Annotated in this window: 28 protein-coding genes and 1 pseudogene; 8 read left to right on the plus strand and 21 right to left on the minus strand. The window is 56.9% G+C overall.

Going from position 1 to position 26,484, the window contains the following annotated elements; all coding sequences use genetic code 11:
- The first annotated feature begins 12 nt into the window (after nucleotides 1-12).
- Both LIX00_RS25280 and LIX00_RS25285 read left to right on the plus strand, forming a co-directional pair.
- Nucleotides 13-1,647: an ABC transporter permease gene (locus LIX00_RS25280; protein WP_227357446.1), complete on the plus strand. Its 1,635-nt coding sequence runs from the start codon at nucleotides 13-15 to the stop codon at nucleotides 1,645-1,647.
- Entirely contained in the window at nucleotides 1,637-2,773 is a 1,137-nt protein-coding gene (locus LIX00_RS25285; protein ID WP_227357447.1) for an ABC transporter ATP-binding protein, read from the plus strand. Before LIX00_RS25280 ends, LIX00_RS25285 begins: the two co-directional genes overlap by 11 nt.
- 713 nt (nucleotides 2,774-3,486) lie before the next feature.
- On the opposite strand, the gene LIX00_RS25290 is transcribed toward LIX00_RS25285, so the two are convergent.
- The 5 genes and pseudogenes from LIX00_RS25290 to LIX00_RS25310 all read right to left on the minus strand — a co-directional run bounded on the left by LIX00_RS25290 (nucleotide 3,487) and on the right by LIX00_RS25310 (nucleotide 7,951).
- Nucleotides 3,487-4,275 carry a DUF7260 family protein gene (locus LIX00_RS25290; protein WP_227357448.1) on the minus strand — a complete coding sequence of 263 codons (789 nt, stop codon included), beginning with the start codon at nucleotides 4,273-4,275 and terminating at the stop codon, nucleotides 3,487-3,489.
- 1 nt (nucleotide 4,276) lies between these two features.
- Nucleotides 4,277-5,197, minus strand: a complete 921-nt coding sequence (locus LIX00_RS25295) for a DUF7551 domain-containing protein (RefSeq protein WP_227357449.1) — start codon at nucleotides 5,195-5,197, stop codon at nucleotides 4,277-4,279.
- Between the two features lie 65 nt (nucleotides 5,198-5,262).
- The gene (locus tag LIX00_RS25300) at nucleotides 5,263-5,997 is read right to left on the minus strand and encodes a dolichyl-phosphate hexose transferase (protein ID WP_227357450.1); all 735 of its coding nucleotides are present in this window, start codon (nucleotides 5,995-5,997) and stop codon (nucleotides 5,263-5,265) included.
- Nucleotides 5,998-6,118: 121 nt separating this feature from the next.
- A pseudogene (locus LIX00_RS25305) lies at nucleotides 6,119-6,445 on the minus strand (GMC oxidoreductase); the annotation flags it as partial.
- Between the two features lie 861 nt (nucleotides 6,446-7,306).
- Nucleotides 7,307-7,951 carry a helix-turn-helix domain-containing protein gene (locus tag LIX00_RS25310; protein ID WP_227357451.1) on the minus strand — a complete coding sequence of 215 codons (645 nt, stop codon included), beginning with the start codon at nucleotides 7,949-7,951 and terminating at the stop codon, nucleotides 7,307-7,309.
- A 323-nt stretch (nucleotides 7,952-8,274) separates the two neighbouring features.
- On the opposite strand from LIX00_RS25310, the gene LIX00_RS25315 reads away from it, so the two are divergent.
- On the plus strand, nucleotides 8,275-8,688 hold the full coding sequence (locus LIX00_RS25315) for an SRPBCC domain-containing protein (protein ID WP_438267126.1): 414 nt from the start codon (nucleotides 8,275-8,277) through the stop codon (nucleotides 8,686-8,688).
- Nucleotides 8,689-8,797: 109 nt separating this feature from the next.
- Nucleotides 8,798-9,910 (plus strand): flavin-containing monooxygenase, encoded by a 1,113-nt coding sequence (locus tag LIX00_RS25320; protein WP_227357452.1) that lies wholly within the window; start codon nucleotides 8,798-8,800, stop codon nucleotides 9,908-9,910.
- A 94-nt stretch (nucleotides 9,911-10,004) separates the two neighbouring features.
- Here LIX00_RS25320 and LIX00_RS26445 read toward each other — a convergent pair whose 3' ends face one another.
- From LIX00_RS26445 to LIX00_RS26450, 6 genes are read right to left on the minus strand one after another with little or no spacing between them, the layout of a single operon-like run.
- Entirely contained in the window at nucleotides 10,005-10,121 is a 117-nt protein-coding gene (locus tag LIX00_RS26445) for an SRPBCC family protein (RefSeq protein ID WP_438267127.1), read from the minus strand.
- Nucleotides 10,121-10,597, minus strand: a complete 477-nt coding sequence (locus LIX00_RS25330) for an SRPBCC family protein (RefSeq protein ID WP_227357453.1) — start codon at nucleotides 10,595-10,597, stop codon at nucleotides 10,121-10,123. Before LIX00_RS25330 ends, LIX00_RS26445 begins: the two co-directional genes overlap by 1 nt.
- The gene (locus tag LIX00_RS25335; protein ID WP_227357454.1) at nucleotides 10,594-11,211 is read right to left on the minus strand and encodes a dihydrofolate reductase family protein; all 618 of its coding nucleotides are present in this window, start codon (nucleotides 11,209-11,211) and stop codon (nucleotides 10,594-10,596) included. The genes LIX00_RS25330 and LIX00_RS25335 overlap by 4 nt, the downstream gene beginning before the upstream one ends.
- Nucleotides 11,204-11,773, minus strand: coding sequence for a dihydrofolate reductase family protein (locus tag LIX00_RS25340; protein WP_227357455.1), 570 nt, complete (start codon nucleotides 11,771-11,773; stop codon nucleotides 11,204-11,206). Before LIX00_RS25340 ends, LIX00_RS25335 begins: the two co-directional genes overlap by 8 nt.
- A 3-nt stretch (nucleotides 11,774-11,776) precedes the next feature.
- Nucleotides 11,777-12,376 carry a dihydrofolate reductase family protein gene (locus LIX00_RS25345; protein ID WP_227357456.1) on the minus strand — a complete coding sequence of 200 codons (600 nt, stop codon included), beginning with the start codon at nucleotides 12,374-12,376 and terminating at the stop codon, nucleotides 11,777-11,779.
- On the minus strand, nucleotides 12,373-12,570 hold the full coding sequence (locus LIX00_RS26450; RefSeq protein ID WP_438267128.1) for an ArsR/SmtB family transcription factor: 198 nt from the start codon (nucleotides 12,568-12,570) through the stop codon (nucleotides 12,373-12,375). The genes LIX00_RS25345 and LIX00_RS26450 overlap by 4 nt, the downstream gene beginning before the upstream one ends.
- 835 nt (nucleotides 12,571-13,405) lie before the next feature.
- Here LIX00_RS26450 and LIX00_RS25355 point away from each other — a divergent pair.
- Nucleotides 13,406-13,804, plus strand: a complete 399-nt coding sequence (locus LIX00_RS25355) for a hypothetical protein (RefSeq protein WP_227357457.1) — start codon at nucleotides 13,406-13,408, stop codon at nucleotides 13,802-13,804.
- 83 nt (nucleotides 13,805-13,887) lie between these two features.
- Here the strand turns inward: LIX00_RS25355 and LIX00_RS25360 are convergent, their stop codons facing one another.
- From LIX00_RS25360 to LIX00_RS25375, 4 genes are all read right to left on the minus strand, one after another.
- A complete protein-coding gene (locus LIX00_RS25360) occupies nucleotides 13,888-14,895 on the minus strand; it encodes a cytochrome b/b6 domain-containing protein (RefSeq protein WP_227357458.1) in 1,008 nt (335 codons plus the stop codon).
- Nucleotides 14,892-15,344 (minus strand): hypothetical protein, encoded by a 453-nt coding sequence (locus LIX00_RS25365; protein ID WP_227357459.1) that lies wholly within the window; start codon nucleotides 15,342-15,344, stop codon nucleotides 14,892-14,894. Before LIX00_RS25365 ends, LIX00_RS25360 begins: the two co-directional genes overlap by 4 nt.
- Nucleotides 15,344-15,988 carry a 4Fe-4S dicluster domain-containing protein gene (locus tag LIX00_RS25370; protein WP_227357671.1) on the minus strand — a complete coding sequence of 215 codons (645 nt, stop codon included), beginning with the start codon at nucleotides 15,986-15,988 and terminating at the stop codon, nucleotides 15,344-15,346. The genes LIX00_RS25365 and LIX00_RS25370 overlap by 1 nt, the downstream gene beginning before the upstream one ends.
- A gap of 61 nt (nucleotides 15,989-16,049) precedes the next feature.
- Nucleotides 16,050-19,268 (minus strand): molybdopterin oxidoreductase family protein, encoded by a 3,219-nt coding sequence (locus LIX00_RS25375; RefSeq protein WP_255679377.1) that lies wholly within the window; start codon nucleotides 19,266-19,268, stop codon nucleotides 16,050-16,052.
- Nucleotides 19,269-19,503: 235 nt separating this feature from the next.
- Here LIX00_RS25375 and LIX00_RS25380 point away from each other — a divergent pair, with 235 nt between their 5' ends.
- Nucleotides 19,504-21,621 (plus strand): 4Fe-4S dicluster domain-containing protein, encoded by a 2,118-nt coding sequence (locus LIX00_RS25380; protein WP_227357461.1) that lies wholly within the window; start codon nucleotides 19,504-19,506, stop codon nucleotides 21,619-21,621.
- Between the two features lies 1 nt (nucleotide 21,622).
- Nucleotides 21,623-22,249 carry a TorD/DmsD family molecular chaperone gene (locus LIX00_RS25385; RefSeq protein ID WP_227357462.1) on the plus strand — a complete coding sequence of 209 codons (627 nt, stop codon included), beginning with the start codon at nucleotides 21,623-21,625 and terminating at the stop codon, nucleotides 22,247-22,249.
- 97 nt (nucleotides 22,250-22,346) lie between these two features.
- Here the strand turns inward: LIX00_RS25385 and LIX00_RS25390 are convergent, their stop codons facing one another.
- Together LIX00_RS25390 and LIX00_RS25395 are read right to left on the minus strand one after the other, a co-directional pair.
- Nucleotides 22,347-22,583, minus strand: coding sequence for a hypothetical protein (locus LIX00_RS25390; RefSeq protein ID WP_227357463.1), 237 nt, complete (start codon nucleotides 22,581-22,583; stop codon nucleotides 22,347-22,349).
- Nucleotides 22,576-22,872, minus strand: a complete 297-nt coding sequence (locus LIX00_RS25395) for a hypothetical protein (protein WP_227357464.1) — start codon at nucleotides 22,870-22,872, stop codon at nucleotides 22,576-22,578. Before LIX00_RS25395 ends, LIX00_RS25390 begins: the two co-directional genes overlap by 8 nt.
- Before the next feature lie 594 nt (nucleotides 22,873-23,466).
- Between LIX00_RS25395 and LIX00_RS25400 the strand changes: the two genes are divergently transcribed.
- Nucleotides 23,467-24,504, plus strand: coding sequence for a DUF7405 family protein (locus LIX00_RS25400; RefSeq protein WP_227357465.1), 1,038 nt, complete (start codon nucleotides 23,467-23,469; stop codon nucleotides 24,502-24,504).
- A gap of 45 nt (nucleotides 24,505-24,549) precedes the next feature.
- Here LIX00_RS25400 and LIX00_RS25405 read toward each other — a convergent pair whose 3' ends face one another.
- The 4 genes from LIX00_RS25405 to LIX00_RS25420 all read right to left on the minus strand — a co-directional run bounded on the left by LIX00_RS25405 (nucleotide 24,550) and on the right by LIX00_RS25420 (nucleotide 26,473).
- Complete coding sequence (locus LIX00_RS25405) at nucleotides 24,550-24,720, minus strand: hypothetical protein (RefSeq protein WP_227357466.1); 171 nt, start codon at nucleotides 24,718-24,720, stop codon at nucleotides 24,550-24,552.
- A 143-nt stretch (nucleotides 24,721-24,863) separates the two neighbouring features.
- A complete protein-coding gene (locus LIX00_RS25410; RefSeq protein WP_368410789.1) occupies nucleotides 24,864-25,145 on the minus strand; it encodes a hypothetical protein in 282 nt (93 codons plus the stop codon).
- A gap of 211 nt (nucleotides 25,146-25,356) precedes the next feature.
- Nucleotides 25,357-25,638, minus strand: coding sequence for a hypothetical protein (locus LIX00_RS25415; protein ID WP_227357468.1), 282 nt, complete (start codon nucleotides 25,636-25,638; stop codon nucleotides 25,357-25,359).
- A gap of 73 nt (nucleotides 25,639-25,711) precedes the next feature.
- Entirely contained in the window at nucleotides 25,712-26,473 is a 762-nt protein-coding gene (locus tag LIX00_RS25420) for a DUF7124 domain-containing protein (RefSeq protein WP_368410790.1), read from the minus strand.
- Nucleotides 26,474-26,484: the final 11 nt, after the last annotated feature.

Here is a 26,484-nt window from a genome sequence, read left to right on the forward strand (position 1 = left end):
AATCAACCAGATATGGTGACACGTTATGATCTAAAATGGATTACGACACGCATTACAGGCGGAGAGACTGACCGACGACCTCCACTTGGATTGACGTTGTTGAGCGGCGCCATCGCTGCGACCGTCCTCTCTCCGATCGTTTGGCTCCTCCTTCGGACGATCAATATGGGTATTGAGCGTGCTCTCGAACTACTCGTTCATCCATCAACGATTCAGGTACTCCTCAACAGCATCGCACTCGTCATTGCGGTCACCACCACCTCAGTTCTTCTCGGCGTCCCCCTTGCTGTGCTGACCGTGCAGACCTCGCTTCCGTTCCGACGAGTATGGACAATTCTCATTGCGCTTCCACTCGTCATCCCAAGTTATATCGGTGCCTTCGCCTATGTCTCGGCGTTCGGCCCACGAGGCGACCTCGCGGACATCCTCTCTCCGCTTGGTATCGAGGAGATACCATCCATATATGGGTTTGGCGGGGCCGTTCTGGTTCTCACATTGTACGTGTATCCGTATGTGTTTCTCACTACGCGTGCAGCATTGCTATCCTTCGACATGACGCTTTTCGACGCAGCCCGCACACTGAATCAGACACCGTGGGGTGCCTTCAGACGAATTACTGTACCTCAAATTATGCCGGGTATAGCCGCCGGCGCACTTTTAGTCGCTCTCTACACCCTCTCGGATTTTGGTACACCCGCGATCATGCACGCAGATGTCCTCACAAGTGTAATTTATGTCGAATACAACACCTTTGCTCGCGATGCGGCTGCCTTGCTCTCGCTGCAGTTACTGGCCCTGACAGTACTTATCCTCGCAATCGAGTCACGAATCCAACCAGGAAATCGCACAGCTTACGTCAGCCGTGGCGTCCGTGGAATGAGTGAGATATCCCTCGGAAGATGGACAGCGCCAGCACTCATGCTCTGTTCAACCGTTGCCTTGTTGACAATCGGTATTCCACTTGGCATTCTATTCGTGTGGCTCTTCCGCACTTCCCCAGGTGATGGCGGTATTGGTAGTGGGTTCGCATTTCAATGGGCCTACGGCTGGAACTCAGTCTACGTGTCTGTCCTCGCTGCAATCGTTGCCATCGTTCTGGCGATACCAGTTGCCTACCTATCAGCACGCTCCCAGTCGTGGCTTGCAACGGTGTTCAACCGGGCGACCTATGTTGGATACGCCGTACCGGGAATCGTCCTCGGCCTATCGCTAGTTTACTTTGGGGTGACCTATGCACCGACGTTCTATCAAACACTGCCGCTCTTGATCTTTGCATACGTTGTCCGTTTTCTCCCACAAGCGGTGGGCACGACACAAACCTCCGTGTTACAAGTCGATCCAACGCTCGTCGAAGCCGCCCGCACTTTGGGACATTCATCGACAGGTGCATTCCGGCGAGTGACACTGCCACTGATCGTGCCGGGCGTCGTTGCCGGCGCAACACTCGTGTTCCTCACGACGATGAAAGAACTGCCAGCGACGCTCCTGCTCCACCCAACAGGGTTTGACACGCTCGTGACGTATATCTGGCTCGTTCAGAGTGCTGGCTACTATGACCAAGCCGCACTTCCGGCGCTCGTGCTTGTCGGTGTTTCAGGGCTCTCGATGCTCATCCTTCTCACACAGGAGGCTACCGATGCCGAATAATAACCAGAGGAACAGCGAAAGCATTGACGTGCCGAGCACTCCCCTCTCGGAAGGTGATCCAACTCGGTCACCGATACTTCGCCTCCATGAAGTAACCAAAACGTACGGTGAGGAGCGGGCAGTTAGAGATCTTTCAGTGACGGTTTACGAAGGGGAAGTACTCACGCTGCTCGGGCCGTCAGGATGTGGGAAAACGACGACGTTGCGTCTCCTAGCCGGTCTGGATCGTCCGACAAGCGGTACTATCTATCTTGGCGAGTCATGCATCGCTAGCGATGAGACGTTCGTTCCGGCCGAAAAACGAGGGATCGGACTTGTCTTTCAGGATTTCGCTCTCTTTCCCCATCTGACTATCGCTGAGAACATTGGCTTCGGACTACATAATTTGGACACCGATGCGAAGGAACGACGTATCAACGATTTACTCGATCTTATCAACTTGCCTGAATTCCACGATCGAATGCCCGACCAACTCTCGGGTGGCCAACAACAGCGCGTTGCCCTTGCACGGGCACTTGCACCGAAGCCGACAATTCTCTTGCTCGACGAACCATTCTCAAATTTGGATGTTCGCCTTCGTATTGATATGCGCGAAGAGATTCGTCGCATCCTGAAAACGACTGGCGTCACCGCTATTTCAGTCACGCATGACCAAGAAGAAGCGCTCTCGATCGGTGACCGCGTCGCCGTGATGAACAATGGCAATGTCGAACAAATTGACCGACCTGAAGCAGTGTTTCAGCACCCTCAATCGCGATTTATAGCCGAATTCCTCGGCCAAGCTAATTTCCTATCGGGACGCGTCCACAACATGCATGTTGAAACTGGAGTTGGAGTAATCGAGACCAACCGTATCGACGGACATCAAAATGGGGCGATCGATATCCTCGTGCGACCGGATGATCTCCGAGCAATACCAACAAACGAAGAGGATGCCGATGGGTATATCATCCACCGGCAGTACAGTGGCACCGCATTCATTTACCGAATACAACTCACGAACCGAAATATAGTGCATTGTATGCACAATCACTCTGAACGGTATGAAATCAACACACCAGTTCGCGTTAATCTCATCGCCAACCACACGCTTACTGCCTTCCCACAACTTGAGAAAACGAAGTGAGCAATTTTTAAGAGATGTTCGCAATGACCGTAGAAATCGTCACCTGAGTCTGCCGACAGAAGATCAGGGCCACGATTCGACGGCGTTGTCAGCCGCAATCCACCCATCGGTGTTCCCGTCTTCGAGAAAGACGACTCGACCGGGACAGGTTTCACAGACAGTGACATCGGTCTGGAGAGCTGGTGGTTGTTCCGTTGTCGAGTTCCGATTGGGAACTGGTAGGCATTGCCGGATTTTGGCAGAACTAAAATAAAATGGGTCGGTTTTAGAAAGCGGCACCAAAAGGTGAGTGATACGGCTACGAGTGAGCCAAGTCCCGACGACAGTGAGTTAACATCTTTTCGGAGTTGTTCATCGATGCCAAACAAGAACGTTCCGTATCACTACTATTGAGGTATTTCTCCTGCTCGAACTTGCGTCTGCTTCGAATTATTGGACGTAGTTCTAAGTGTTTCTATTTATCTAACTTAGGAAACTTACTATTTAGTGACTAGTAACGTCGGAGAGAGATAGCTCCCTTTGGCTACTTTACCTCCGACTCGCTGTCAACACCGTGGTCAGCCGTATCCGATGCTGCCTGCGAGTTGGATTCTGTCTCGTCAGTGGCGTCGCCATTCTCATCTTCATCGTCCTCGTTTGCACCGAAAATTTCGAGGTAAAATCGGGCTCACAAACGAACCCGTTTGTGACGGATTCCTCGTTTCATCGTCCAATCACGCCCTCTGGGCTAGATGATTCCGAACAGTTCGTTGACATCGCTTGCACGTTGCATCGAGACGGGTGACCGTCACAAGGACAGGGTGATCGACTGGAAAATCCTCATAGAGGTACGGGATAAGACTTTGGTGCCGAAGGCCAGCTTCGCCATCATGGCTCGTGGTCGCCTGAAGGAACTCCTGGCGCTGCTGGGCGAGTTCCTCACAGCGGGTACAATGGTTCGCAAGTGTCTCGTGTCGGTGTTGCAGCGTCTCGAAGTCGAGTGCGGTCAGCGGTGTTTCATTGGCGTCGACCATCCACGTAGTGATGACTTCGACGGATTCGCTGGCGGCTTTGAGATGCGACTCTTCTCGCGCAAGTGCTCGACGTAACACCTTTGCTTCGGTTCGTCGAGCGGTGGCCTTTGTGATGATCGTTTGTTTGAGAGCTGCGGAAAACGATATCTCGGACGTCGGTACTAGTGCAAGTGCAATCGAGTTCGTGAGTTCGTTTTGGATGGTCGCCAGCAAGGATCCAGACGTATCTGTGTCGGCGGCGCTATGCGGTTGGACTGTTTCGGCGAAAGCGGTACGAACCGCAAGAGAGCGATCGCCGGTCGATGTCTCACTATGGGTTCGTGTACCTGCAGTAGTCGTGATCCCAGATGCGGACGACGGTGTCGGATCTGTCGAGATATCCGCCACTCGATCGATGAACATCTCGAACGCCTCGAGCTTCGCGTCAACTGCTTCTTGTTCGGTTTGTACTCGTGTTCGAGCGTGATCGATGTGGGTTTTGACCGGCATCTTACACCTTGGAGTGGATGGGGGCACTGACGAGCCCGGTTGGTTCTGCTTCCCTTGCGTGAACGAGTGTGACTTTCCAGTCTCCTCCGTTGTCGACGACTTGTAACGAGGACGGAGGCCAGTCTGGCTGCCGACGATAGAGATCGAGTACAAATGGGAGAACGGGAAGCCGTCCATACTGTGGGGAGAGCGCGTAATCTGATATCTTGACGACGACGGATCGGGCACCGGCGTCGAGATCAATCGACCACGGTGACCGCGTGTAGCTCCCGAGCAACCCGCGTTCCTGCAGCAACGTGAGGGACGCTGTGAGTGACTTATCGGTGGCGTCGTGAGAGCCCAGTCGAGCCGAGGCCTGGGCGAGAATGTCGGCTTGTTCGGTAGGCGTTAACCGTGTGTCAAGTTCTGTCGACATACTTTCGAGGAGGCAGAGACAGAGGTGATCAGGATTAGCAATGGTTTCCGCCAGATCGAAGTAGGTGTCCATGACAGCTGTTTCGACGGTGTCGTAGCCGGTATCTGAGAGTGTCTCGAAGACAGCTGCAGTGACATGGTGACAGAATTCGATGAGGTCTTGAGATGATGGGTTGTGGACCGCAGTGTTGAGGACAGGATCCGTAAGCGTCCAGTCGTTATCGTCCCGAGAGTGGTTCATCGGGCAATTATTCGACGTGGGTGAGTCGGTGACTTGACAGGCGATCACGTCGTAGTACGGGAGCTGTGGGTCGTACTGACGGAGTGCTGCTCGGTACTGTTCGGTCGCTCGGGCGGCACTCTGGGCGGTTGCACGTCCATCGAAGCGTTTTTCGGCCGCTGGAATCGGTCGCTCACCTGTGCGCCCACAGATAAGGTAGTACTCGCCGTCAGCACTCGCAAGCGTTTCGATATGTTCGCGAATTTTGCGGAGTGTTGTGCCGACCATACGGTTCACCAATGAGTACTCCCGACTCTCGTGGGTGCGTTACCCTGTATCGCGGTTTTCATGGCTCAATCACCGTGAATGCCTAGCTGCTCTTCGTGGCACACTTTGACGATGGACTTTACTATCGCTGCACCTCCGCCAAGCGGATCAAGTTTTGATGCACCTGCACGCTCGCGGTATTCGATCGGGAGTTCGCGAATTTGATACCCCCGCATGAGCGCTCGAATGAAAAGTTCGGCGGAAAGCCCCGTATTTTCGGTCCAGGTGATTGACTCACTGACGTCGCGCCGATATGCGCGCATCCCAGTTGTCGTATCGTGGATACGCCTACCTATGAGAGCGCTCGCAACGAGTGCGAAGGCAATATTCCCGTATCGATTCAGCGTCGGCATCGCGTTTGCGCCGTGGGAGAGATGGTCATCACTAACTACGTCGTAGCCGTGATTGATTGCGGTCTGGAATTTGGGAAGGTGTTCCATCGGGTAGGTGTCATCACAATCCGTCGTGATGACCACTGGCCGATCGGGTGTGAGTAACGCCTCCCGTACAGCCACTCCGTACCCCTGAGGCTCCTGTTTTATTACCGTTGCACCGAGGTCTCTCGCGATCTCTGGCGTTCGATCTGATGAGCCATCGACACAGGTGATTTCGGCATTCCCGTCTGTGACCGTCTGTATCTCGGTGATTACAGACTTGATGGCCGCTTCCTCGTTATATGTGCCCATCACGACACTGACGTCCGAAAACGTGACCTCGGAGCCCTGATCTGACCGTTTGGACTCCTCAATCTGAAGGCTCATTATCTCAGTATATGTTTGCTAGTACTTGAATTTTTAGGTCGGCCTAAAACAGTGGCGAGTCGAAGTCCTTGATCTCCTGTCCTGAATTCAAAGGTCACAACCCTGCATACGAGGCGATCCCTTACAGCACCTTATCGATGTGATCGGCCGCTTTGAGGGCGAGCGTCGCGATCGTGAGCGTCGGATTCATCGCTCCACTAGTGACGAACACGCTGCTCCCTACGATCCAAAGATTGTCGAGATCGTGGGTGCGCATCCGCGGTGTGACGACGCTCTCATTTGGATTGGTACTCGTTCGCATTGTTCTCATATGATGAAATGCAGGGCCTGTTTCTTCGAGGCCAACCTGCCACGTAATCTCTGTATCTAGTTCGTTCAGTATGATCTCCTGAATCTGGTTCGCCCGACTGATCGCCGCCTTTGTTCGATCATCAACGTGCCAGTGGAGCGTCGACCCACCGACGCCCTTCACATGCGTATGATTGAGGGGGTAAAACCAAGTCCCCCGAGGACGAGTACGCATCGCGTTCGCCCCTCATATCCCAGACTGAAAGCGGATCCTGTTCGGGTCGGATTGCCCGTTCCATCTGTTCGAGCCGCTCTTCGAAGGTGAACCGTTTTCCGGCCTCCAGCACGACAACATCGTGACCGCTGGAGCGGGATCGCCAGAGACAGTACGTTTCGATAATATTACGAGACGATCTGTAAATCGAGAGAGGCAAGAGGGCATACTTTCTCGGTATCCATCTGAAGCTGGCTAGTCTGCCGGAGTAAGCTGCTGTCTTCGGCGTCTAAACAAGGCCCAACGTTGCAATCGACCACATCGAAGCACTATCAAAGGAGGACTGGCGAAGTCCACTGAGTACTTTGGGGTGCCATGGAACATCGGCTCACAACTGGGAAGAGTTCAGCCTAATGAAGATGTAAAACGATGCACACCCCAATCAGTCTCTCGCTCTAATGCCGCCACACACCGCGTCGATTAGTTGTAATCCTCCCACTTAGATCAGCCGCTCTCCTCTCAGGCCGACCAATCTACGACCGCAATTCCCTCACAGACGACCTCAGAATCACGGTACTCACTCACTGCTCGAATGGGTTTCTTTTGCGCTTCATCAATATATGACGTCGAGCTTCACTGACGGCACTCAATCCACCCGATACTTGTACGACACTCCTACTTCTTGTTCACGTAACGTGGATAATCGATCCGTGTGGGGTCGTCCATACATAATACTCCCAACCTCACTGCTTGGTACCGTAGTGTGTTTGTGAGTAGTGAGGAGAGGCGGCCCCTACGTGATCGTCCTCAGTCGGCACCTAATGCGTGCCTCAGCAGATTGCGCTCCGCTCGTTGCAGGTGCTCCGACACCGTCGATTGATCCAAATCGAGTTCGGCCGCGATTTCCTCGGTTGGAACTTGCCGTGGAATCTCGTAATAACCCATCTCGTGGGCGGTGCGAACGACCTCGCGCTGGCGGTCGGTCAGGGCATCCAGTACACCAGTGGGGCCGTGATAGTCGGTCATGGCTCGCAGATCCATCGGGATACCCGCATCAATGTACTGACTCACCACATAGGAGAGTGCCTCCTGGGTGCCGACGAACGAGATGTCCAGCCCGTGACCATTTACGGTTATCTCCTCGTTTGACACATTTAGTTCGTGAAGAGGGGGGAGCTCATTCGTCAAGTCGGGAATCTCCAGTTTTATGAGATAGCTGATGTCGGCCGTGGCTTGATTAGTACGTTCCCACCACGCAACATACTCAAGGGCAGACAGCTGTTCTTCGTCGAACGGCCGTTCGACCTGTATCGCCACGATTCCGCCGGGTCCAGTACAAACTGTTGGACGCCACTCCTTGACGCCTGTGTCACGGCACAGCGAGATGAACTCTTCGAGGCTTGGGTGTGAGAACTCCGCCGTGGGGATCCGGACGACGGCTTCACGCTTCATTACCATTACTCCGTTCGGGAGGGGCATAGCCGTTTCGAGACCGACGCTGCCGGCGCATTCTTCGAATACGTCAATATATACGGTTCCAGTATAAGGGATGTTGTTTCCTTCCACTCGGTCGTCGTACCGACAGTCGAGATGATTGGATCGCTGACAACGACGAACGACATCGAGCGGCGAGATGACCGCCAGAAATACCTTTCAGGTGGTCACCGACCCCACCGAAGTCGCCATCCACCAGATAAACATCCGCGATGCGGTTCCCGAGGACGGCCTGACCGACTCGCTCGAGAAGCTCGCCGACATTGTGAGGGCCTGGAACGATGACCGAAACCGGCGAGACGAGTCTGATCATCCAGCGAACGTTCGACGTGCCACGCGAACGCGTGTGGGCGGCGTGGACTTCATCTGAGGAAGTCCAGCACTGGTGGGGGCCGGACGGAGTCACCACAACCACCGAGGAGCTGGACGTGCGGCCGGGTGGTGTCTGGCGATTCGTAATGACCGGCCCCGAGGGTGACGAATACCAGAACACAATCGTCTATGACGAGGTCGTGGAGCCCGAGCGCTTGGTCTACATCCATCGCAGCAGCGAAGAAGGCAAATCACAGTTCCAGGTGTCGGTAAGCCTTGACGAACAAGAAGACGGTAAGACGGAACTCACAATGCAGATGCGCTTCGAGATTGGCGACCGAATGCGAAGAGAAGGAAGAATTTGGCGCCATCGAGGGCGCTGATGACATCCGTCGTGCTCATCGTGTTCGATCTCGTACTCGGGGGAGTCGTTGTCGTGTTGCTCCACCGCGCGACAGATAGCGAGACCACGCTGAGGGTACGGGGGTATCAATGACGAAGAAAACCTCACAGCACGTCGAGATCGTCGTGATCGGTGGAGGGCAGGCTGGGTTGACGATGGGCTACTACCTCGCACAACACGACCACTCATTCATGATTCTCGACGCTGGGAGTCGTGTGGGCGACGCCTGGCGCAACCGCTGGAATTCCCTCCGGCTGTTCATCCCGGCCGGCCTCAGTAGCCTACCAGGGTTGCCGTTTCCCGCTGCTAACGCCTACTTTCCGACCAAAGATGAGATGGCCGACTACCTCGAAGCGTATGCCGACCGGTTCGACCTGCCAGTACAACTCGACACGACCGTCGAGTCACTTACTCGGAGCGGCGATCGCTACCTGCTGGAGGTCGAGACGCAGCGCATCACGGCGGATCACGTCGTAGTGGCGACCGGGCCGTATCACCATCCACACGTCCCTGCGTTCGCCCCGCAACTTGCCCCGTCGATCACCCAGCTTCACTCGAGCGAGTATCAGAGCCCCGACCAGCTACCCGAGGGGGACGTTCTCGTCGTCGGGGCTGGCAACTCGGGAGCCGAAATCGCCATCGAACTCGCCGCTGATCGATGTGTGTGGCTCTCTGGGCGAGATACCGGTCACCTCCCGCAATGGGATTCTGATGACCTCCCCCGCTGGTTGTTCTGGTTCGACGGGCGCATCTTCCGGTGGCTGTTCAGCGACCTACTGACGGTTGATACCTGGATCGGCCGAAAGCTGAAAGCGCGCGGTCAGGCAGGTGGCGACCCGTTAATTCGTCTCACACCCGATGATCTCGAACAGGCAGGCGTCGAGCGGGTCCCCCGGGTGGAGGGGGTGGAAGACGGTACGCCGCGTCTCGACAATGGACGACACCTCGACGTGGACGTCGTGGTCTGGGCAACGGGTTTCCGCCCGGACTTGAGTTGGATCGAGGTTCCGGGGCTGCGCCGTGATGCGGACGGCTCCCCAATCCACGACCGAGGCGTAGTGGAGGATGAACCGGGTCTGTACTTCCTCGGCCTGCCCTACCAGCGTTCGCTCCTCTCGGCCACGCTCGTCGGCGTCGGTGCTGATGCCCGGTTTATCGCTGCCCACATACGAACGCCGGCCGATGCCGGAGAGATGCAATAACCACCATACGAAAATCGGAATGCATGTCGATGCGGAAGGTGCCACCGGGCCGTACGTCCAGCTCGCAGCGCGGCACGGTGAAGCCCTCGGGCCCCTACCACTGGGAAACCTGCTTCGGATCCGTCCACGCCGCCCACACTCGCTCGCGTGGGGCATCGAATGTTCGCGTGATGGTCACGTCGTACTCGGACGGGTTGAAGTCGGTCTTCATCACACGCCCTCCACCAGCTCGGCGAGATTCCCAAGCGAGTCGTTCCACCCTTCGTTGGCATCGCTCGGGGGAATGGACTTAGGGATTCCCTCCTGGCAGACAGTGATTTCGGTTCCCACGGGAACCTCCTTAAAGGTAACCGTCACTGTCATTACGCCGGCCATCTCGGGGTCGTCGGTCTCGAATTGATCCGTGTAGACGATGCGTTCTCCGGGAATCAGTTCCCGGTAGGTGCCGCCGAAGGTCGAGCCGTACTCAGCGAGCTCGTCGGTCTCCCCCGTGAATGTCATGCGGTACGTCCCACCCTCCTCGGGTTCGAGGTGGTGAACCTTGGCGCTGAAGCCGGTCGGTGGTAACCACTGCGAGAGTTCGTCGGGATCCACGAACGCCTGGTATACCCGCTCCGGCGGCGCCTCGATTACACGATTCACCGTGATGCTCCGGTTCTCGGTCGTCGGTTCAGCGTCGTCGCTCATTTGTCCTCCTCCTCCTTGGACGGCTCGTAGGTGAGCACGACAACCCCCGAGCCGATCGTCTCCGTGTCGACGAGGTTCATCGTCGTCGATTCGTTAGCATCCTCGAAGAGGCGCTTCCCGCTGCCCTGGACCACCGGGTGAATCATGAGGCGATACTCGTCGACCAGGTCCTGCTGCATCAACGTCTCCAGCAGCTCTCCACTCCCGACCATCAGGATGTCCCGACCGGGCTGTCGTTTCAGCGCGGCGACTTTGTCGGTGACGTTCCCTGTAATTAGGCGTGCGTTCCACTCCATCTCGTCCGTATCCAGCGACGTCGATGCGACGTGTTTTGGGACGCTGTTTATCCAATCAGCGTACCCCACGTCGTCCGTCATGGACGGCCAGACGGCGGCTAGGCCCTGGTACGTCACGCGTCCCAGCAGCAGTGCGTCGAACTGAGTGTTGTGGCCTTTCGAGTAGCGTATCAGTTCATTCGGATCCTCCCAGAACTGCATCTGCCACTCCGCTTGCTTATCGAAGATGCCATCGAGTGTGACCTTGTTTTCGACGACGAGTTTCCTTCCGTTCGTCTGCTCACGGGTGCTCTTTTCGGTCGTCTCGGTCTTACTCATCGGCTTCCTCCACATCCGTTTCTGCCGGCTCGTAGGTGAGCGACACGACACCCGTGTCGAACGTCTTCGAATCGACCAAATTCAGAGCAGTCCGTTCGCCACCTTCCTCGAAGAGGCGCTTGCCGCTCCCGAGTACAAGGGGATGAACCATGAGCACGAGCTCATCGAGGAGGCCGTAGTCCAGTAGCGACCGGACGAGCGTGCGGCTGCCGACGATCCCGATTCCCTCACCTTCTCGTTGCTTCAGTTCGGCTATCTCTTCCTCGACGTTTCCGGCAATGAGCGTCGAGTTATTCCATTCGACTTCCTCTAGTGTCGTCGAAACAACGTATTTGGGCACATTGTTGATGAACTTCGCGATCGGATTGTCGTCGGGTTGAGTGGGCCAGAAGGCGACGAGTTCCTCGTAGGTCACCCGTCCCAACAGTAACGCATCCGACGACGCCATCCCCGCTGCGTTCGCCTCCTCTAGCTCCTGGGTTGAATAGGCTGGAGACCACTCCTCCGGCGATTCCATAACGCCGTCTAGCGACACGGATTCGGTTGCGACTATCTTCCGCATCGTTCAGACCTCCTCCACGAGGTGATTCTCCTCGGCCGGCTTGTAAGTGAGCACGACGACGCCTGAACTGAACGCCTCCGTGTCGACGAGACTCATCGTCATCGGCTCATTCGCGCCCGTGAAGAGGCGCTTGCCGCTGCCCTGGACCACCGGGTGGACCATGAGGCGGTACTCATCGACGAGGTCGTGTTCCACCAGCGTGTCCACAAGTTCGCCGCTACCGTTGACGAGAATGTCCTTTCCGTCCTCCTGCTTCAGCGCGGCGACCTCCTCGGTGACATCACCGTCGATAATCGTTGAGTTGTTCCACTCGGCCTCCTCGAGACTCGTCGAGACGATGTACTTCGGGAGACTATTCATTCGATCGGCGAAGCCCGTCTCGTCCGTCCGGTCAGGCCAGGCTTCCGCGAACGATTCATAGGTAGTCCGGCCCAGCAGGAGCGCACCCGATGCGAACAGTTCGTCGTGCTTATACTCCTGTTGCTCCTCGCTGAAGAACGCGAAAGACCACTCCTCCGGCGCCTCCATGACCCCGTCGAGGGTCAAGAACTCGGAAACGATCAGGTTTCTCTGTGATTCATTGTCAATGTTGCTGTTGATCATTCTTCGTCTTCCTCCAGGTGGATGGCCAGCGCGTTGAACCGGTCTTCCCAGAAGACACGGTATCGGGTGAGCCATCCAAACGCGGCTGAAAGGGGTGCGGCATTCAGGTGGCAGCGGCGAACGCGACCGTCCTTCTCGATCTCAATCAAGCCGGCATCCTCTAGCACGTGGAGGTGCTTCGAGACGGCGGCCATGGAAACGTCGTGCGGCCTCGGCCAATGTACTGACACTTCAGCGCTCGTGGGCTACCTGTTCGAGGATATCCCGACGGACCGGGTGTGCCAGCACCTGGAAGACCGCATCGAGATCGAGATCGTCCGGCATTCGTTCAACCATCCAGCTGAATGGACAACGGAAGAGTACTTAACCTTTTGGTTAAATGAGTTCGTTGGGCTGCCTATCGGTTGTTCAGAGGGTGGAAACACGTTCGCAAAAATCACCGTGATGGACTCGGTCGTACTCCGAGACGATAACGAACGAGAGCGGGCAAGCGCTTGAACAGTTGTAAGAAAACGTATGGATCGAGGCAAACCGGACACGGTCGACGAGCTCGTGCACGACAGGTACGTCGTTTACTCATTCACGATCGGGCGCTAGGAGCTTGATGAACAGATCGACGATACGCTTGCTTCGCTCCCTGAGAAAGGGGCCTTAGCGCCGGAGTTCCGACAAAGATGCATTGGTGACCATGTCGGACTGCGCATGAAGACTTGAATGGACGTGCAGGAGAGGGAGTGATTCCCAAAAAGCAACCGAAGGCTCAACGTGGATCTGGTTTCGAAGGGAATAGCGGTCTGTTGGTGGTCTTTCGGAAGAGGAAGTTTCGGTGCCGCTATCGTGTTCGGTGGTAGTGTACTGGCGGCGATAGGATCCAGCGGTCGTGATGCTCAAAGGTACTTCGACGGTGATTTGCACTGGAGCATTGCTAGGCGCGGGACGAGAAGCAGTAGTGATTCATCAGGTGAATTCGACCGAATCTCGTGGCAGCGACGCAATTATCAAGAGCCATGGCCCCGTCACTTGGTAGATATGCGCATGGAACTGCGGGTGTGTAAGCAGTGTTACGAGGGAACTCACGGAAATCCCGAGAAGACGGCCGTTACTCGGGATATGGTAAAGTGCGCCGAACGCATCCGTGAGTTTAAGGATCTCATTGGCATCGATTCGCTATACATCACGCGAGTCGCGGAGGGTGACCCCGGCGGCGAGGAAGTTCTTCCAGCAATCGTTGCTAGCATCGAGAACGATCGCATCAACCTAACCGATACCCAACTCGTGATGGAAGACGACCAACAGAACATGCTCGTTTACCCGGAGCCCAAAGATATCCTCGAGGTGTTAACGCGCAATCTCGACCAGATCCGCCAGCAGACACGACAGGACGTGAGCGTCGAACTCTCTGAGGAATCTCATGAATTGGTAAGCTAGTAGATTGATGGAGCCGATGCGTCGACCGTGAGCAGAAGATGTGCATCACGGGGTGCGACTTCGTGTTCACGAGGGGGTGGAAACTAGTCGTCCCCTTGTCCGTCGGCCATGGGCGTCTCACGGCGCTCTTTCCGAACCTGTTGCTCATAGCGACGCCGTAGGACATTACCGTACATTGAGAGGACGAGCCCGACAAACAGCACTAAAATACCGATATTTATGCCAATTGTCAGCAAGACGTTCGTCGGACCCCCACCGACTGCGAGTTCGCGAGGCACCGGGTACCCTTCATCGAAGATGCTTCCGATAAGGACGCTCACGATGCCGACGACGACGAACACGCCCATAAGATTCGCTATCCACTTCCAACTCGGTGAGAGGGCTAGACGGTCGATACCCGTTTTATCGCGCGTTCCTTCGGGGGAGTCGCCGTGGTACGATGGTGTAATATCCTGGGGGATGAACGCCTTCAGTTCAACGGGGTAGAACGCTGGGTGAAAGCCGTGTTCGTAAATATGGAACATCACGCCCATCAACATGATAACGCCGAGGAGGCCGTGGAAGACGACGAAGGCCATCGCTGCGGTTTTCGTGGCCATGATTTGAATCAGCCCCGTCTTACTCCAAATAAGAAGTCCCGAAATCATTAGCAAGAACAACTCGATGGAGAATATCCAGATAACGCCTTTCCCGACATATGTGAGTAGTGGCGCATCTTCAGCGGTATAGCCGGAGAATTGTCGAGCGTTGGGGTGGCGTTCGTCGGCACGACCCAGCGCAAATCTCACGTCCTGTATCATCGCGTCTATGTCCACTTTACTCGGGATGACTTCCCGAAAACTCCCGCGGCCGCCGGGTGTGAGAACCATTAGTGCGATCCAAAACGATGTTAGCGCGACGAGCGTCATGCCAGCGAGTCGGTGAACCGCAAGGACACCGGTACTACCGCCCATCAACTCGATTAACCACCAGAGTTCGTCGTTGAACATCACCGCATAACCGGTGAAAAACAGCGCAAACACGTCGAGTGCGAGGAGTGAGTGAAAGATGGTCGTCACACGGGCGAACTTACCGTGGTCAAGATTCGTCATCGGCGATCACCACCCTCATGAGAGGATTTTTCGCGGCCGACGCCGCTCCCATCCGTAGCGACGGTATCGCCGGCCTCGGAACTCGTCGGCGATTGCATTCGATTTGCTAGACGTCGGAACGCCGCCCAGTGGAGGAACACCATTCCGAGTATGAACACACCCATGATGACGTCTGCCGCGTGCGTGATAGCGATGAGCGCATCGAGCCACGGGACGGTATTTCCCGCCACCCAGTCGGATCCGACGCCGCCGCCAGCGACGGTCGGCTGCACCCGGAAGAGGGTTTCGTAGAACACTTCGTTTCCGGCCCAACCGCCGACCCACCAGTAGGCAAGGGTGGTAACGCCGATGCCGATCAATGCGCTGATAAAAATCGCCGTCCGACCGGAGAGACCACCGTCCCCGTCCGTCCCGTCGTTATCGTCGAACCCGTTGTTCTGGTCGCTCATTATTTGAACACCTCCGCATCACTGCCGAAGATGATCTCCATCGCTTCGTCGTTGAAGAATGGTTCTGCACCCCGGCGGTCAAGTTCGGTGGCGATTTCGTCGGCCGTACCGACGAGGATAGCATCAGTACTGCACTCCTCGGCGCAGGCGGGTCCCTTACCCACCTCCTGCTGTCGTTCCTCGCACATGGTACATTTATCCATGATACTGCCGTTACCGACGAGCTTAGCACTTCCATCGTCGGAACTTGGGAACTGAGGCGCACCGAATGGGCAGGCAGACAGGCAGTATTGACAACCGATACAGAGATCGTCGCGAACCTCCACGAAACCATCGTCCTTTTTGATGAGTGAGTCAGTCGGACAGACCGAGACGCACGGGGCGTTTTCACAGTGATAACACTGCATTGGAATACTGGTCTCACCCGGCTTCTTGCCCTGCTGGAGTGCTTTCGCACTGTTACTGTTGAGCCCCTCCGCGGCCTCTTGCCCTTCCATCATCGTGGCGATGCTGATGCGCTGTTCGTCGGCGGGAACGTCCCATGTCCGTTTACACGCGACCACGCATCCACCGCAGTCGATACAGGCCTCGACGTCCGGAAAGATTCGGACACCGTCCCCTGTGCTCATCACCCCTTCTCGCATGACCTCCTTGTCGGAATCGGGTTTGCCGTCATTAGATTGGTCTTTTGACATTTTTACCACCTCATTGCACGGTTGAGTGGTCGCGGACGTCGAAGTCCTTCTGCGACCCAATACCCTCGCGGTCCTGCGGGAACTCCACGTCGAATCCGACAATCTTCCCGTCTTTCAACATTTCGAGGTCCCTGAGTTTGCTCTTCGTCGCCGGTTGCACCTTCACCATCGCAGCCTTCGTCTCTTGCATCTGGGTTTCGGCGTCGTACCCCCGTGACGTGATGATGTTTACGCTGTCCCCGATGGCGAACGGCGCGAGACCGTCCGGGTATCTATCCTCCAAGCTCTTCCCATGGTAGACGCCCCCCCAGTGGAACGGGAGGAACACCTCCTTCTCGCTCGGTCGGTGTGTCACCCGCGCCTTCACGAGCACTGACCCGCGGTCAGTTGTCGAGACGATCACGAGGTCTCCGCCGTCGATGTCCATTCGTTCGGCCATCTTCGGGTGTATCTCGGCGTACATATGGGGTTGAAGATCTGCGAGGAAGATGTTCGAACGCGACTCTGAACCGCCGCCCTGATGTTCGACCTGCCGCCCGGTGGTCATGATGATATCCATTCCCTGCTTGTGAGCTGCGGCGGTCGCCTGCTGTTGAATCGCTGCGTTGTTCTGGTCGAGCCCGAAAAAGTTCTGCTGGGCGCCGTTCGCGGGCCACTTCTTGACGAGATCCGGTCGTGGACTCTCGATGGGTTCTCGGTGAACTGGTACCACATCGAGGAAGTTCCACGCCACTGCACGAGCCTTGCCTCGTCCAGTCGGTGCGTCCGGTTGCTTGTGATCGTACTGTTCGTAGTCGGCAGGGTTGATATCGGAGACGGCCTTCTTTGGCTTGAGCGTTCCATTCTGCTGCATTTGCTTTAGCTTCCTCGCGGCGTCGTACACTGACTTATCCGCCCGAAGCGCGAACTCGTACGGCACTGAGAGCGCGTCAGGATTGGTAATATCCTCCGGCCAAACCGTCGAGAAGCCGGGATATTCGGGGATACCCTGAATTTGCCCTTGCCCGTTCCACCAGTCGGGATTGTAGGGGGCGCGCAGTAGATCCAGTCCCTTTTCCCCGTGCCGTTTGACCGTCTCGTTGAACGGGTACTGCTTTTGGGACGGTGCTTCCCCAGTCTTCACCTCCTGTTGCCACTGTTGTTTGGTCGGTGCTTTTGCCCCCCACCGAGCGCGGAAGTCCTGTCCGCCCTTTCGTGGGTCAAGATCATCCCGCCAGATGATGGGCGTTCCTGGGTGACCCTCACCCCAACACGGCCACGGCAACTGCCAGTATTCGCCCTCAACCGGCCCGGATTTCGCCTCGAGATCCTCGGTGCTGAACGCATAGTCGTACTCGTACTGGCGCTGGAGTCGCTGGGGATCCTGTTGGTAGCCGATGGTACGGACGCCGAGGTTGATCTCCTTCAGACACTGCTCATAGGTGTTCTTCCCGTTAAATAATTCAGAGCCACCCCCCCAGTCGAAGTGCTCGCCGAAACCAAGTTCGGCGGCCAACTCCTGAATTATCTGCATGTCCGGCTTCGAGTTATGGCTCGGCGGTCGAACCGGGTTGCGCCACTGAACGGATCGATGAGAGTTGGTTACCGTGCCGTGGTGTTCGTACTGACTCGACGCGGGGAGAATGATGACGCCGTCCTTTCTGTCGGACATCACCGACGCTAGCGAAGGGAACATATCGACGACGACCAACAAGTCGAGGTTCTCCATCGCCTCTTTTTGTTTGTCCATCTCGCTGATGGAGTTGACCGAGTGACCGTGGAAAATCGCAGCTCGAACCCGCGTCGGCTGATAGAGTTGCGAAGTGTTCAACCGCTTTTCCTTCGGGAGCGCAGCCTCGAACCAGCGGGCGACAGTCAGTCCGTACTGGAACATCATCGACCTGTTAGAGACTTCAGTTCCGCCGATGTTCTCGAACGCGGAGACCGCCTCTGGAGCCTGGTCTTGGAACTTCTGCTTGGACATCTTATCGTACCGCTGATACAGGTCCTTAAAGGACGTACTCCCGCTCGTCCACGGACTCTGGTTCCAGACGTCTGCCCAATACGCCCAAGAGGCGGGTGAAGAAACGCTGTAATAGCCCGGCAGTATATGGCTGTTTGGACCGAGATCGGTCGCGCCTTGCACGTTCGAGTGGCCGCGCATGACCTGCAAGCCGCCACCGCTCCGCGCCGCCGACCCGGATGCGAGGCTCAAAAGAGCGTACGCCCGGATATTCTGAGTTCCGTTATTGTGCTGGGTACCACCCATCGCCCACTCGATTTGAACGTTCGGTTTATTTTGAATGATGAGGTCGCCGAGTTCCCTAATATCTGCCTTATCGATCCACGTTATGTCGGCGACAGTGTCGAGGTCGTACTCGCTAAGTTCGACGTCCACGTCCGGCCACCCTTGCACCCGCTCGTTTAGCATTTGTTGGTCGAGTTCACCCTGCTCTTTCAGATATCGGATGAGCCCCATAATTAGGGCGACGTCAGTGCCGGGACGGATGCGATAGAAGTGATCGGCGTGGGCAGACGTCTTGGTGTATCGGGCGTCGACCGAGACGATGGTTCCGCCGCGGCGTTGACCTTCGAGGATATGTTGCATCGCAATGGGGTGGGCTTCGGCGGGATTTTGGCCGATGATGATATCGAGGTCGTAGTTTCGATAATCGTTGATGGTGTTCGTCATCGCGCCGTATCCCCATGTGTTCGCCAGCCCCGAGACCGTCGTTGAGTGACAGATCCGGGCTTGGTGATCCACGTTGGTCGTTCCGAAGAAGGCGGTGAGTTTTCGAAAGGCGTAGGCTTCCTCGTTCGAGTGGTGGGCGCTACCAAGCCACATTACGCTGTCCGGGCCGCTTTCCTTGCGATATTTCTTTAGCTTACTGCCGACTTCCTTCATCGCCTCATCCCACGATACCTTCTTCCATTCACCGTTTTCGAGCTTCAGCGGGTGCTTAAGTCGCTTTGGGGAGTGTTCACTCCCATAAATACCCGCGCCCTTCGAGCAGAGCGATCCGTTGTTGACAGGGTGCTCATGCCACGGCTCTTGGCCGACGAACGCGTCGCCCCGTCGTTCTCCCTTGAATCCACAGCCGACGGCGCAGAAGTTGCAGATCGTTTTGACCGTCTCGGTCTGTCCTAACGCACCTTCCGGTTCTTGCTCGCCGGTCTCGCTCTGAGCCAGTATTTGTCCGGTTGCGCCACCGCCGAGCGCAACCGCCCCTGCGAGCGCGCTCGCTTTCATGAATGACCGTCGGTCGAGATCGAGTGAAACCGGTTCTGTAGGTTCCGTGCTCATGGAATTGTATCACCTGGCACGCGCTATGTGAGCACGTGTCATTGTCCCTACGTCCTCTTTCGATACTATCTATCATTAACGTTCGGGTGTCGAGGGAACTCGTAGTTACTCTCGAATACACCGTGCTATATGGTGCCTCTTCGCAAGAACTATGTTCGAGACAACGGTATCAGTAGAGGAAATGAACACCGGGGCGTTCGTCTGTTCCTGCGCCGGAACGTGTGGAGTAGACTTAGACAGTGTCCGGGAGGGAGTCAAAGGGGTCGACGTGGTCGCGAGTTCGAGCTTGCTTTGCGAAGATGGGCTAAAGGCGATGGCGCAGGTCATCGACGAATACGAACTTGACCAGCTTTTGATCACCGCGTCGGAGCCGAAGTGCAAGCGAAAATTCCGCCAGCTCGGCGTCGAGAAGGGACTCCATCCCGAGGCGACTTCGTTCGTGAATCACCGCGAAGAGGCCGGTTGGGTACATGACGAACCCGCCGCGACGGCCAAAACCGCGCGACTCATCAACGCCACCTATGCCGGTCTCCACGAGGAAGCCACCACACGGAACGTCTCGCGAGAGGCGGGAAAGTCGGTCGCCGTGGTCGGCGACAGCAATGCTGCAGCGGCACTCGCGGCCACCGCAGACGTGACGCTCATCGCGAACGGAGCGGACTTTACAGACTCCGACGCTGATCTCGACGCGGTTGCCGTTGAACGCGGTCGCGTACTCGGCGTTGAGGGGAGATACGGCGACTTCGAACTGCAACTCGAAGCCCGCGTTACCGAGGACTGCGTCGGGTGTATGAAGTGCGTCCGCGAAGGACCTGATGGGGAGGTAACGATGTATCCGGTCGATATCGAACCGGGCGCGGAAGACGGGGCTTGGATCGAGTGCTGTCCGACCGATGCCATCACGTTAGAGGGCGTCGAGCGAACATTGGAAGCCGACCAAGTCGTCTACCCCGACGCGGATTCGCGAACGCAGGGTGGTCGCCTTGGCTTCCACACCGGCCCGTTCGACGCGGCCACCGCCGCTACGGTCGAGAGCCTCCTCGGCGGCATCGAGCAATCGAAACACCTCGATTTCGAGATGGACGTGTGCGCCTCGGGAGCGTCGAGTCAGATGGGCTGTAACGAGTGCGTCGACGCCTGTCCGCACGGTGCAGTCGAACGTCCTAAAATCGACGACGTGTCGTTCGACGAGGTTGCCTGTCAGAACTGCGGGGCTTGTACGAGTGCGTGCCCAACCGGAGCGGTCGAACTTCGCGAGCCGTCGAACGAGCGAATCGCCCGAGAAGTCGAAGCACTGCTCGAACCGCGGGAGAGGGGCGGATGGCTATTCGGCGGCGACGACCCGCTGGGTGAACAGGTTATCGCGTTCGTTTGCTCGGAGCGCGCGTCGAGCGCGCTCCGCGAGTATGGTCGTAAAGCAGCGGGAGATTCCGATGAGTTCGAATATCATCCCGTGCTCCCAGTATCGGTACCCTGTACGGATGCGATCGGGGAAGCCCACGTGATGCATGCGCTGGCCGCAGGAGCCGACGGGGTGGCGCTGCTCGGGTGCGGCGAAGCATGCAGTCATTCAGGTTCGAAACCGAAGGCAGATCTCGTCGCGCGGCTCAATCGCGCGACGGCCGATTTGGGACTCAGTGACCGCGTCGCGTTCCTCGCACCCAATCCGAACGCCCCCGACGCGTTCGTCGAATCGCTCTCGGAGTTCGTCGAGAATCTTGACGAATCACCGATACCCGTAGGCGATCACGTTGCAACGGGCCACTTGGTTGATGCCGACCGACCAAATCCGTCGTACGACAGCCACGGCTGGACGCTCGAGAGCGTCCGGGTAATCCTGAACCACGTCGAACCCGAGCGCGAAGTGATTCGTGGCCTGAAAGACTTTGGACGGATGAAAGTGAACGATGACTGCGTCCTGACGCCGACCTGCTCGAACCTTTGCCCGACCGACGCAATTCGGCGTCTCGAAGGGAGTCTCCAGTTTAACCATGAGTTGTGCGTTAATTGCGGTCTCTGTGAGGAGGGGTGTCCGGAAGCGGCCATCGAAATGATGGATGGACTCGATCTCTCATTACTCCCCGAGAACCGTGAGGGCGACGATCCTGCGTGGATGACGGTTCGCGAGGGCGAGATGCGAACGTGTATCCGCTGCGGTGACTCATTCACTAGCGAGGCCTCGGCCCGGAAGATCGAAGACGAGGTCGGCGAAATGGTCGCTGGACTCTCACCGGACTCCGAGCACAGCGTCTTCGAGTACTGCGGCAAGTGTCGCACGAGCCTTTTATTCGAGGGATAACATGGACGACTACGAAATCTACGACGCCCGACTCGAACTCCTTGATTACGCCATCGACACCTTTTGGGACGTGCCGGGGAAATCGTTCGTCGACAACTTGCTCAGCGGTGAGATTCGAATTCCCGACAAGGAGGTCAATCCCGCGCTAGACGAGGGATTCGCCGAGTTGGAGGGATTCATCGCAGAGAACGACGGCCGGTCGGTCGAAAACGTGCAAGAAGAATTATCAAGCGAGTACACTCACTTGTTTGTCGGCCCACGCCCTCCGGTACTTGCCCACGAGACGTACTATCGGGACGACGCCGATTTCCTCGGCAAAGGCCTCGCTGACGTGCAAGCGAGCTACGCAGCGGCGGGGTGGAAACCGCCGGCGGAGTACCCCGAAGAGAGTGACTTCGTCGTGGTCGAGTTAGCCTTCCTTCGATACCTCATCGAGCGACAGCGTCGGGGCGACGACGAAACGTTTGGCTTCGAACGGGTCTTCCTCGACGAGCACTTGCTCACATGGGTTGATATGTTCGCCGCGGACGTACTGAAGAATACTGACGAGTCGTTCTATCGCGCAGGGGCCAAAGTAGTCGAAGGATTCGCGGAGTTCGAGGACGAGTTGGTCGCGCAGATGGTCTAGCCTGGTTTCTGCAATGGCGAGAACTGACGGCAGTACCCCATCGAACAAGGGGATGGTGCCCGGTTCAATAGATCCTCGGCCGACCCATCAGATGGGGTCATTCCCTGACGAATAAGATTGCCCCAAGGAGTGCAACCAACGATGCACCCGCTAGCGCGAGCGCGATGGGCGTCGCTATCGCTATCGCCTGTTCCATTCGAAAGTACCAGCGCCACGTCTGTTGGGTCTCGGCGACGAATCCAACGAGACCAACCCCAGCTACGACGACGACGAGCGTGCCGAGTAGCACGAGGGGGATCGCCTGCGCTGCTTGCCTGAGTTTCACTTCACGCATCACTCCATCGCCTCCGAGCGACGACGAATAGGACGAACAGCGGAACAAGCACGACAAGCAGATACTGCACAAAAAGGCCGACGTAGCTAAGCGTCGATTCAAGGTGAATCGACCAGTGCCACGTCCCTTTCACCTCCGCGATGATGGCGATAGTTCCGATTATCAACAAGGAAAAACCCAAGAGTGCTGTCAGCGCATACACCGCCGTTCGGAGGGCGCCTACAAGTTGGTGACGGGTAGAACGGTCGTGTACGCGATGGTGATCCTGTTGGTCGTGTTCGCCTTCCATGTGCTATCCCCAGTACGTCCGATATGCATCGTAGAGGATGATACCGAAAACGAGTACACCGACCGCTACGACCACCGTCGCAATGTTGAGCGAGAGTGGATGGTGCCCTCCGGTACCACCGTGAATCGGACTAATTATATCCAATATTGATGTCCTTTGGGGTACAGTCGCTTAAACGCTTTTGCCCGGTGATTTACTCGAAAGGAGCGCAAGGTAACGGAAGACGATCGTTCAAGAGATCGGTTGGGCTCAGTTCGCAGCTGCGGTCCTCCAATTAGACCCACTCTCCATCACCAGCGCGTGGTTCCCGATTTTTGGATTCGTATCCTCACTCGAATGATTCGTCGGGAAATCCTTTTATCAATCGGGACGCTAGCCCTGTTGACGATTATCATGGGAACGCGACGCCGCCTGCTCCAGAAGTTAGCGGGGGCGGTTGCTGGGATAGGACTCGCCGGGTGTTCCGCACTCATGGAGGACGACCCTCGAAAGCGTGCGACACCGCTTGACCTTCCGGCCAACCCGAACGCCGACCGAGTTCCAAGCCGTCAACACGCCTGGAACGCCTTTTCCCGCTCGGATTCCGCAGGTAACTTGCTTTTACCGCGTCACCATCTCATCCTGCTTCTCTCCCTCTCTTCGGAGCCGTCGGTCGACGCCGCCCGTCGCGTCGAGCGTGCGATGCGGACGTTGGAGTCCGCGTACGACTGGTCGTCGGACGGTCTGTTCCATGTTCTCGCATGGGGGACGGAGTACTTCGCTCGTTTGGACGCCCTCGATTCGGCTCCGATTCATCGCCCGACGGTCATTTCGCGAACCGACAATCCGAAGCTACTCGATTTCGATGCCGCATTGGTGCTCGCCAGCGACGCACCCTCGCACCTTCGGGCCGCCGAATCGGCCATGTTCGGCGGGAATGAAAAACTCGGCAGCGTCGAAGTCGTTGATCGCCTACGCGACGTGTTCGACGTCGACGAACGACGCACGGGGTTCAGGGGAAGGGGGCTGCCAGTCGAACACACCGACGCTGAGGGGATCCCGAACAATCCGCCACTCTCCGAAAAAGACCGAATGTTCATGGGGTTTCGATCTGGCCTGCGAGGAACCCAGGCGAGTGAGGATCGTATTACCATCGAGTCAGGTGCGTTCACGGGCGGGACGACCATGCATCTCAGCCACCTTGAGCAGTCGCTGGACGAGTGGTTCGACGCGCTCGACGAGAGCGAGCGCGTCGCACGAATGTTTTCTCCTGAGTTTTCACAGACCGATGTAGCGGGATTCACCGACGCTGTGCCGTTCGCCGACGCGGTGCGCGAACACGCTCGCGAGTACAACGTGGTTGGACACCAGGAGAAAGTCGCTCAGACGCGGCGGGACGGCAAGCCGGTTATTCTGCGACGCGATTTCAACACCGTGGACGGTGGTCACGCGGGCGTCCACTTCCTCGCGCTCCAACGGTCGCTCTCGGATTTCGAACGAACCCGAAAGGCGATGAACGGCTGGTACCTTCGAGACGATAGTCCGTCGATCACCGAGCGAAAGAACAACGGTATTCTGAATTTCATCACTGTCGTTTCTCGAGCCAACTTCTACGTCCCACCGCGCGAGAAACGGGCGTTCCCGCGGCTCTAAGCGCACCGAATAAAATCGCAAATAATCCCCATTTCCGAGGCGTGGTCAATCTTCGAGCTCTTCGATAAGTCGTTCTAGTTCTTCAGGGAACTCGATCTCTCCGTCGACCTCGCCGTGGTTAATCTCGTGCGGACCGGTGCCGTGATCCCAGATTTCATGTCCCCCGTACGTCTCGAATCCGACGCTTGGTCGCCAACCGGAGTCTTTGTGCGTCATGTGGTGACACTCATCGTGGAACGACTTATGCATTCCCCTGTCACCCGGTTGCGAGCCAATTCACGGTTTTACGTCGATCGACCTCGCTCGCCTCTAGGCATGGGTGAGGACTTGATCACCGCACAAAAAGCCCACGCAGACGGTCACGGGAGATCGTCTTTCTGCGGTGCGTTCGGCGGGCGGATAGTATCGTCGTCCCGAAACGCGCCCGAGAACAGTTCGACGTGGAGTTCAAGGAGTTCAGCCTCTGACAATCCCGTTTCGTCTGCCTGTTGGCTCAACAACGTCGCTAATTCGTCGCTCGGTTCGTGGCGAACGGTTCGGTCCTCGATTTCGAACGTCACGTTGGTTGCGCCGGAGACGAGGTGTTCGATTTCGAGCAGTGCCTGTTCGGCCTTGGTTTCGAGCGCCTGGGTTTCGTCCATCAGGCGTCGATTCCCCCACTCCTGGGCGGCAGCGACGAATCTATCACCAACCTCGAATTCGACAGTCAAAACGAGACCCCCGCCTGTTCGTCGGCAAACGCTAGTTCCCAGAGAGTCGGTTCTTCGCACACCGGACACCACTGTCGATTTGTGCTCCCTTCCAAGTCTATGAAATCGCCAAGTTGGCCGCAGTTCTCACACTCGTAGTAGGTCATCGTTCCGGTGGGAACCGTTCGGGCGTCGGAGATGTTTCTTCAAGCGCACCGTACAGGGCGATTAGCAAACCGAGGAAGACGAAGAGAACTGCCAGACCGACGAATCCACTGAACGAGGACTGGCCGACGAAGTCACCACCGGTCCAGATCGACGGAATGGTATTGAAGATTCGGAACACACTCAGTACGACCCATCCGCCGAAGAGCAGGATGGCGGCCAACAGTACGGGCGATTGCTTGCCAGCGGTTTGTAGACTCATGGGTTCTTCCCGTGGCACGAGGTAACACGCCAAGTGCCAAAAAACTACTCCGCAATTTCGGCGGCGATCGCTTCCGATCTGCTGATGGATGTCATTCCGTGAGTTCCCAGTCAGCTTTTTCGGCGGCCTTCGCTAACGGAACGAATTCCCAGTCCGCGGCGGCTGCAATTTCTTCGTCCTCTGATTTGATTCCCACGAGAACCATTCGTTCGGCGAAGAACATCGAATGGCGGTCGATGCTTGCGAGACGCTCCGCAGGCGTCGTCCCGCCCCCGTTGAAGAAGTCGAGATCAATTTGATTGGTGCGCTGAAATTTGTTGATGACGTGCGCAGGAACTCCACCCACGAGGCCGATCCAGTCTGCCCACTCAGCGGCGTCGACGACGACTGCGCGGAAATTGACGACTCGTTGTGCCGCCTCGTAGGTGAACGCCAACGTCATGTCGTCTACCTCTCCACCATGGGGGGCAACGGTCGACGGGTCTTCGGTCAGTTCATTCGACTGCTCGCCGGCGGTTACATCCGTACGTTCATTAGACGCTTCGGTGTCCCCAGCGGTCGGGGAACCATCCGTCTGGCTACCGGCGTTGCTAATATCTCCGGCGCCGGCTCCGCCAGATTCGACCGGAACGCCGACCGGTTTATCCTCGTTTTCACGCGGCACGCGTGGGAGCGAATTCGAACTCGTATTTGCAGTCACTGAATCGTCGGTTTCGCCATTCGTGGTCGTGTCGGATTCCGAGTTCGACGTTGCAGTCGTGGTCTTTGAGTCATCTGTCGGGTCGCCTTTTTCGCGCCAAAACCAATCCCCCGGTTTCGGAGCCTCTTCGGCGGTGGCCTCGTCCGCCTTCATCTCATCGAGGT

This window comes from Haladaptatus salinisoli, from assembly GCF_020614375.1.
Classification (GTDB): domain Archaea; phylum Halobacteriota; class Halobacteria; order Halobacteriales; family Haladaptataceae; genus Haladaptatus; species Haladaptatus salinisoli.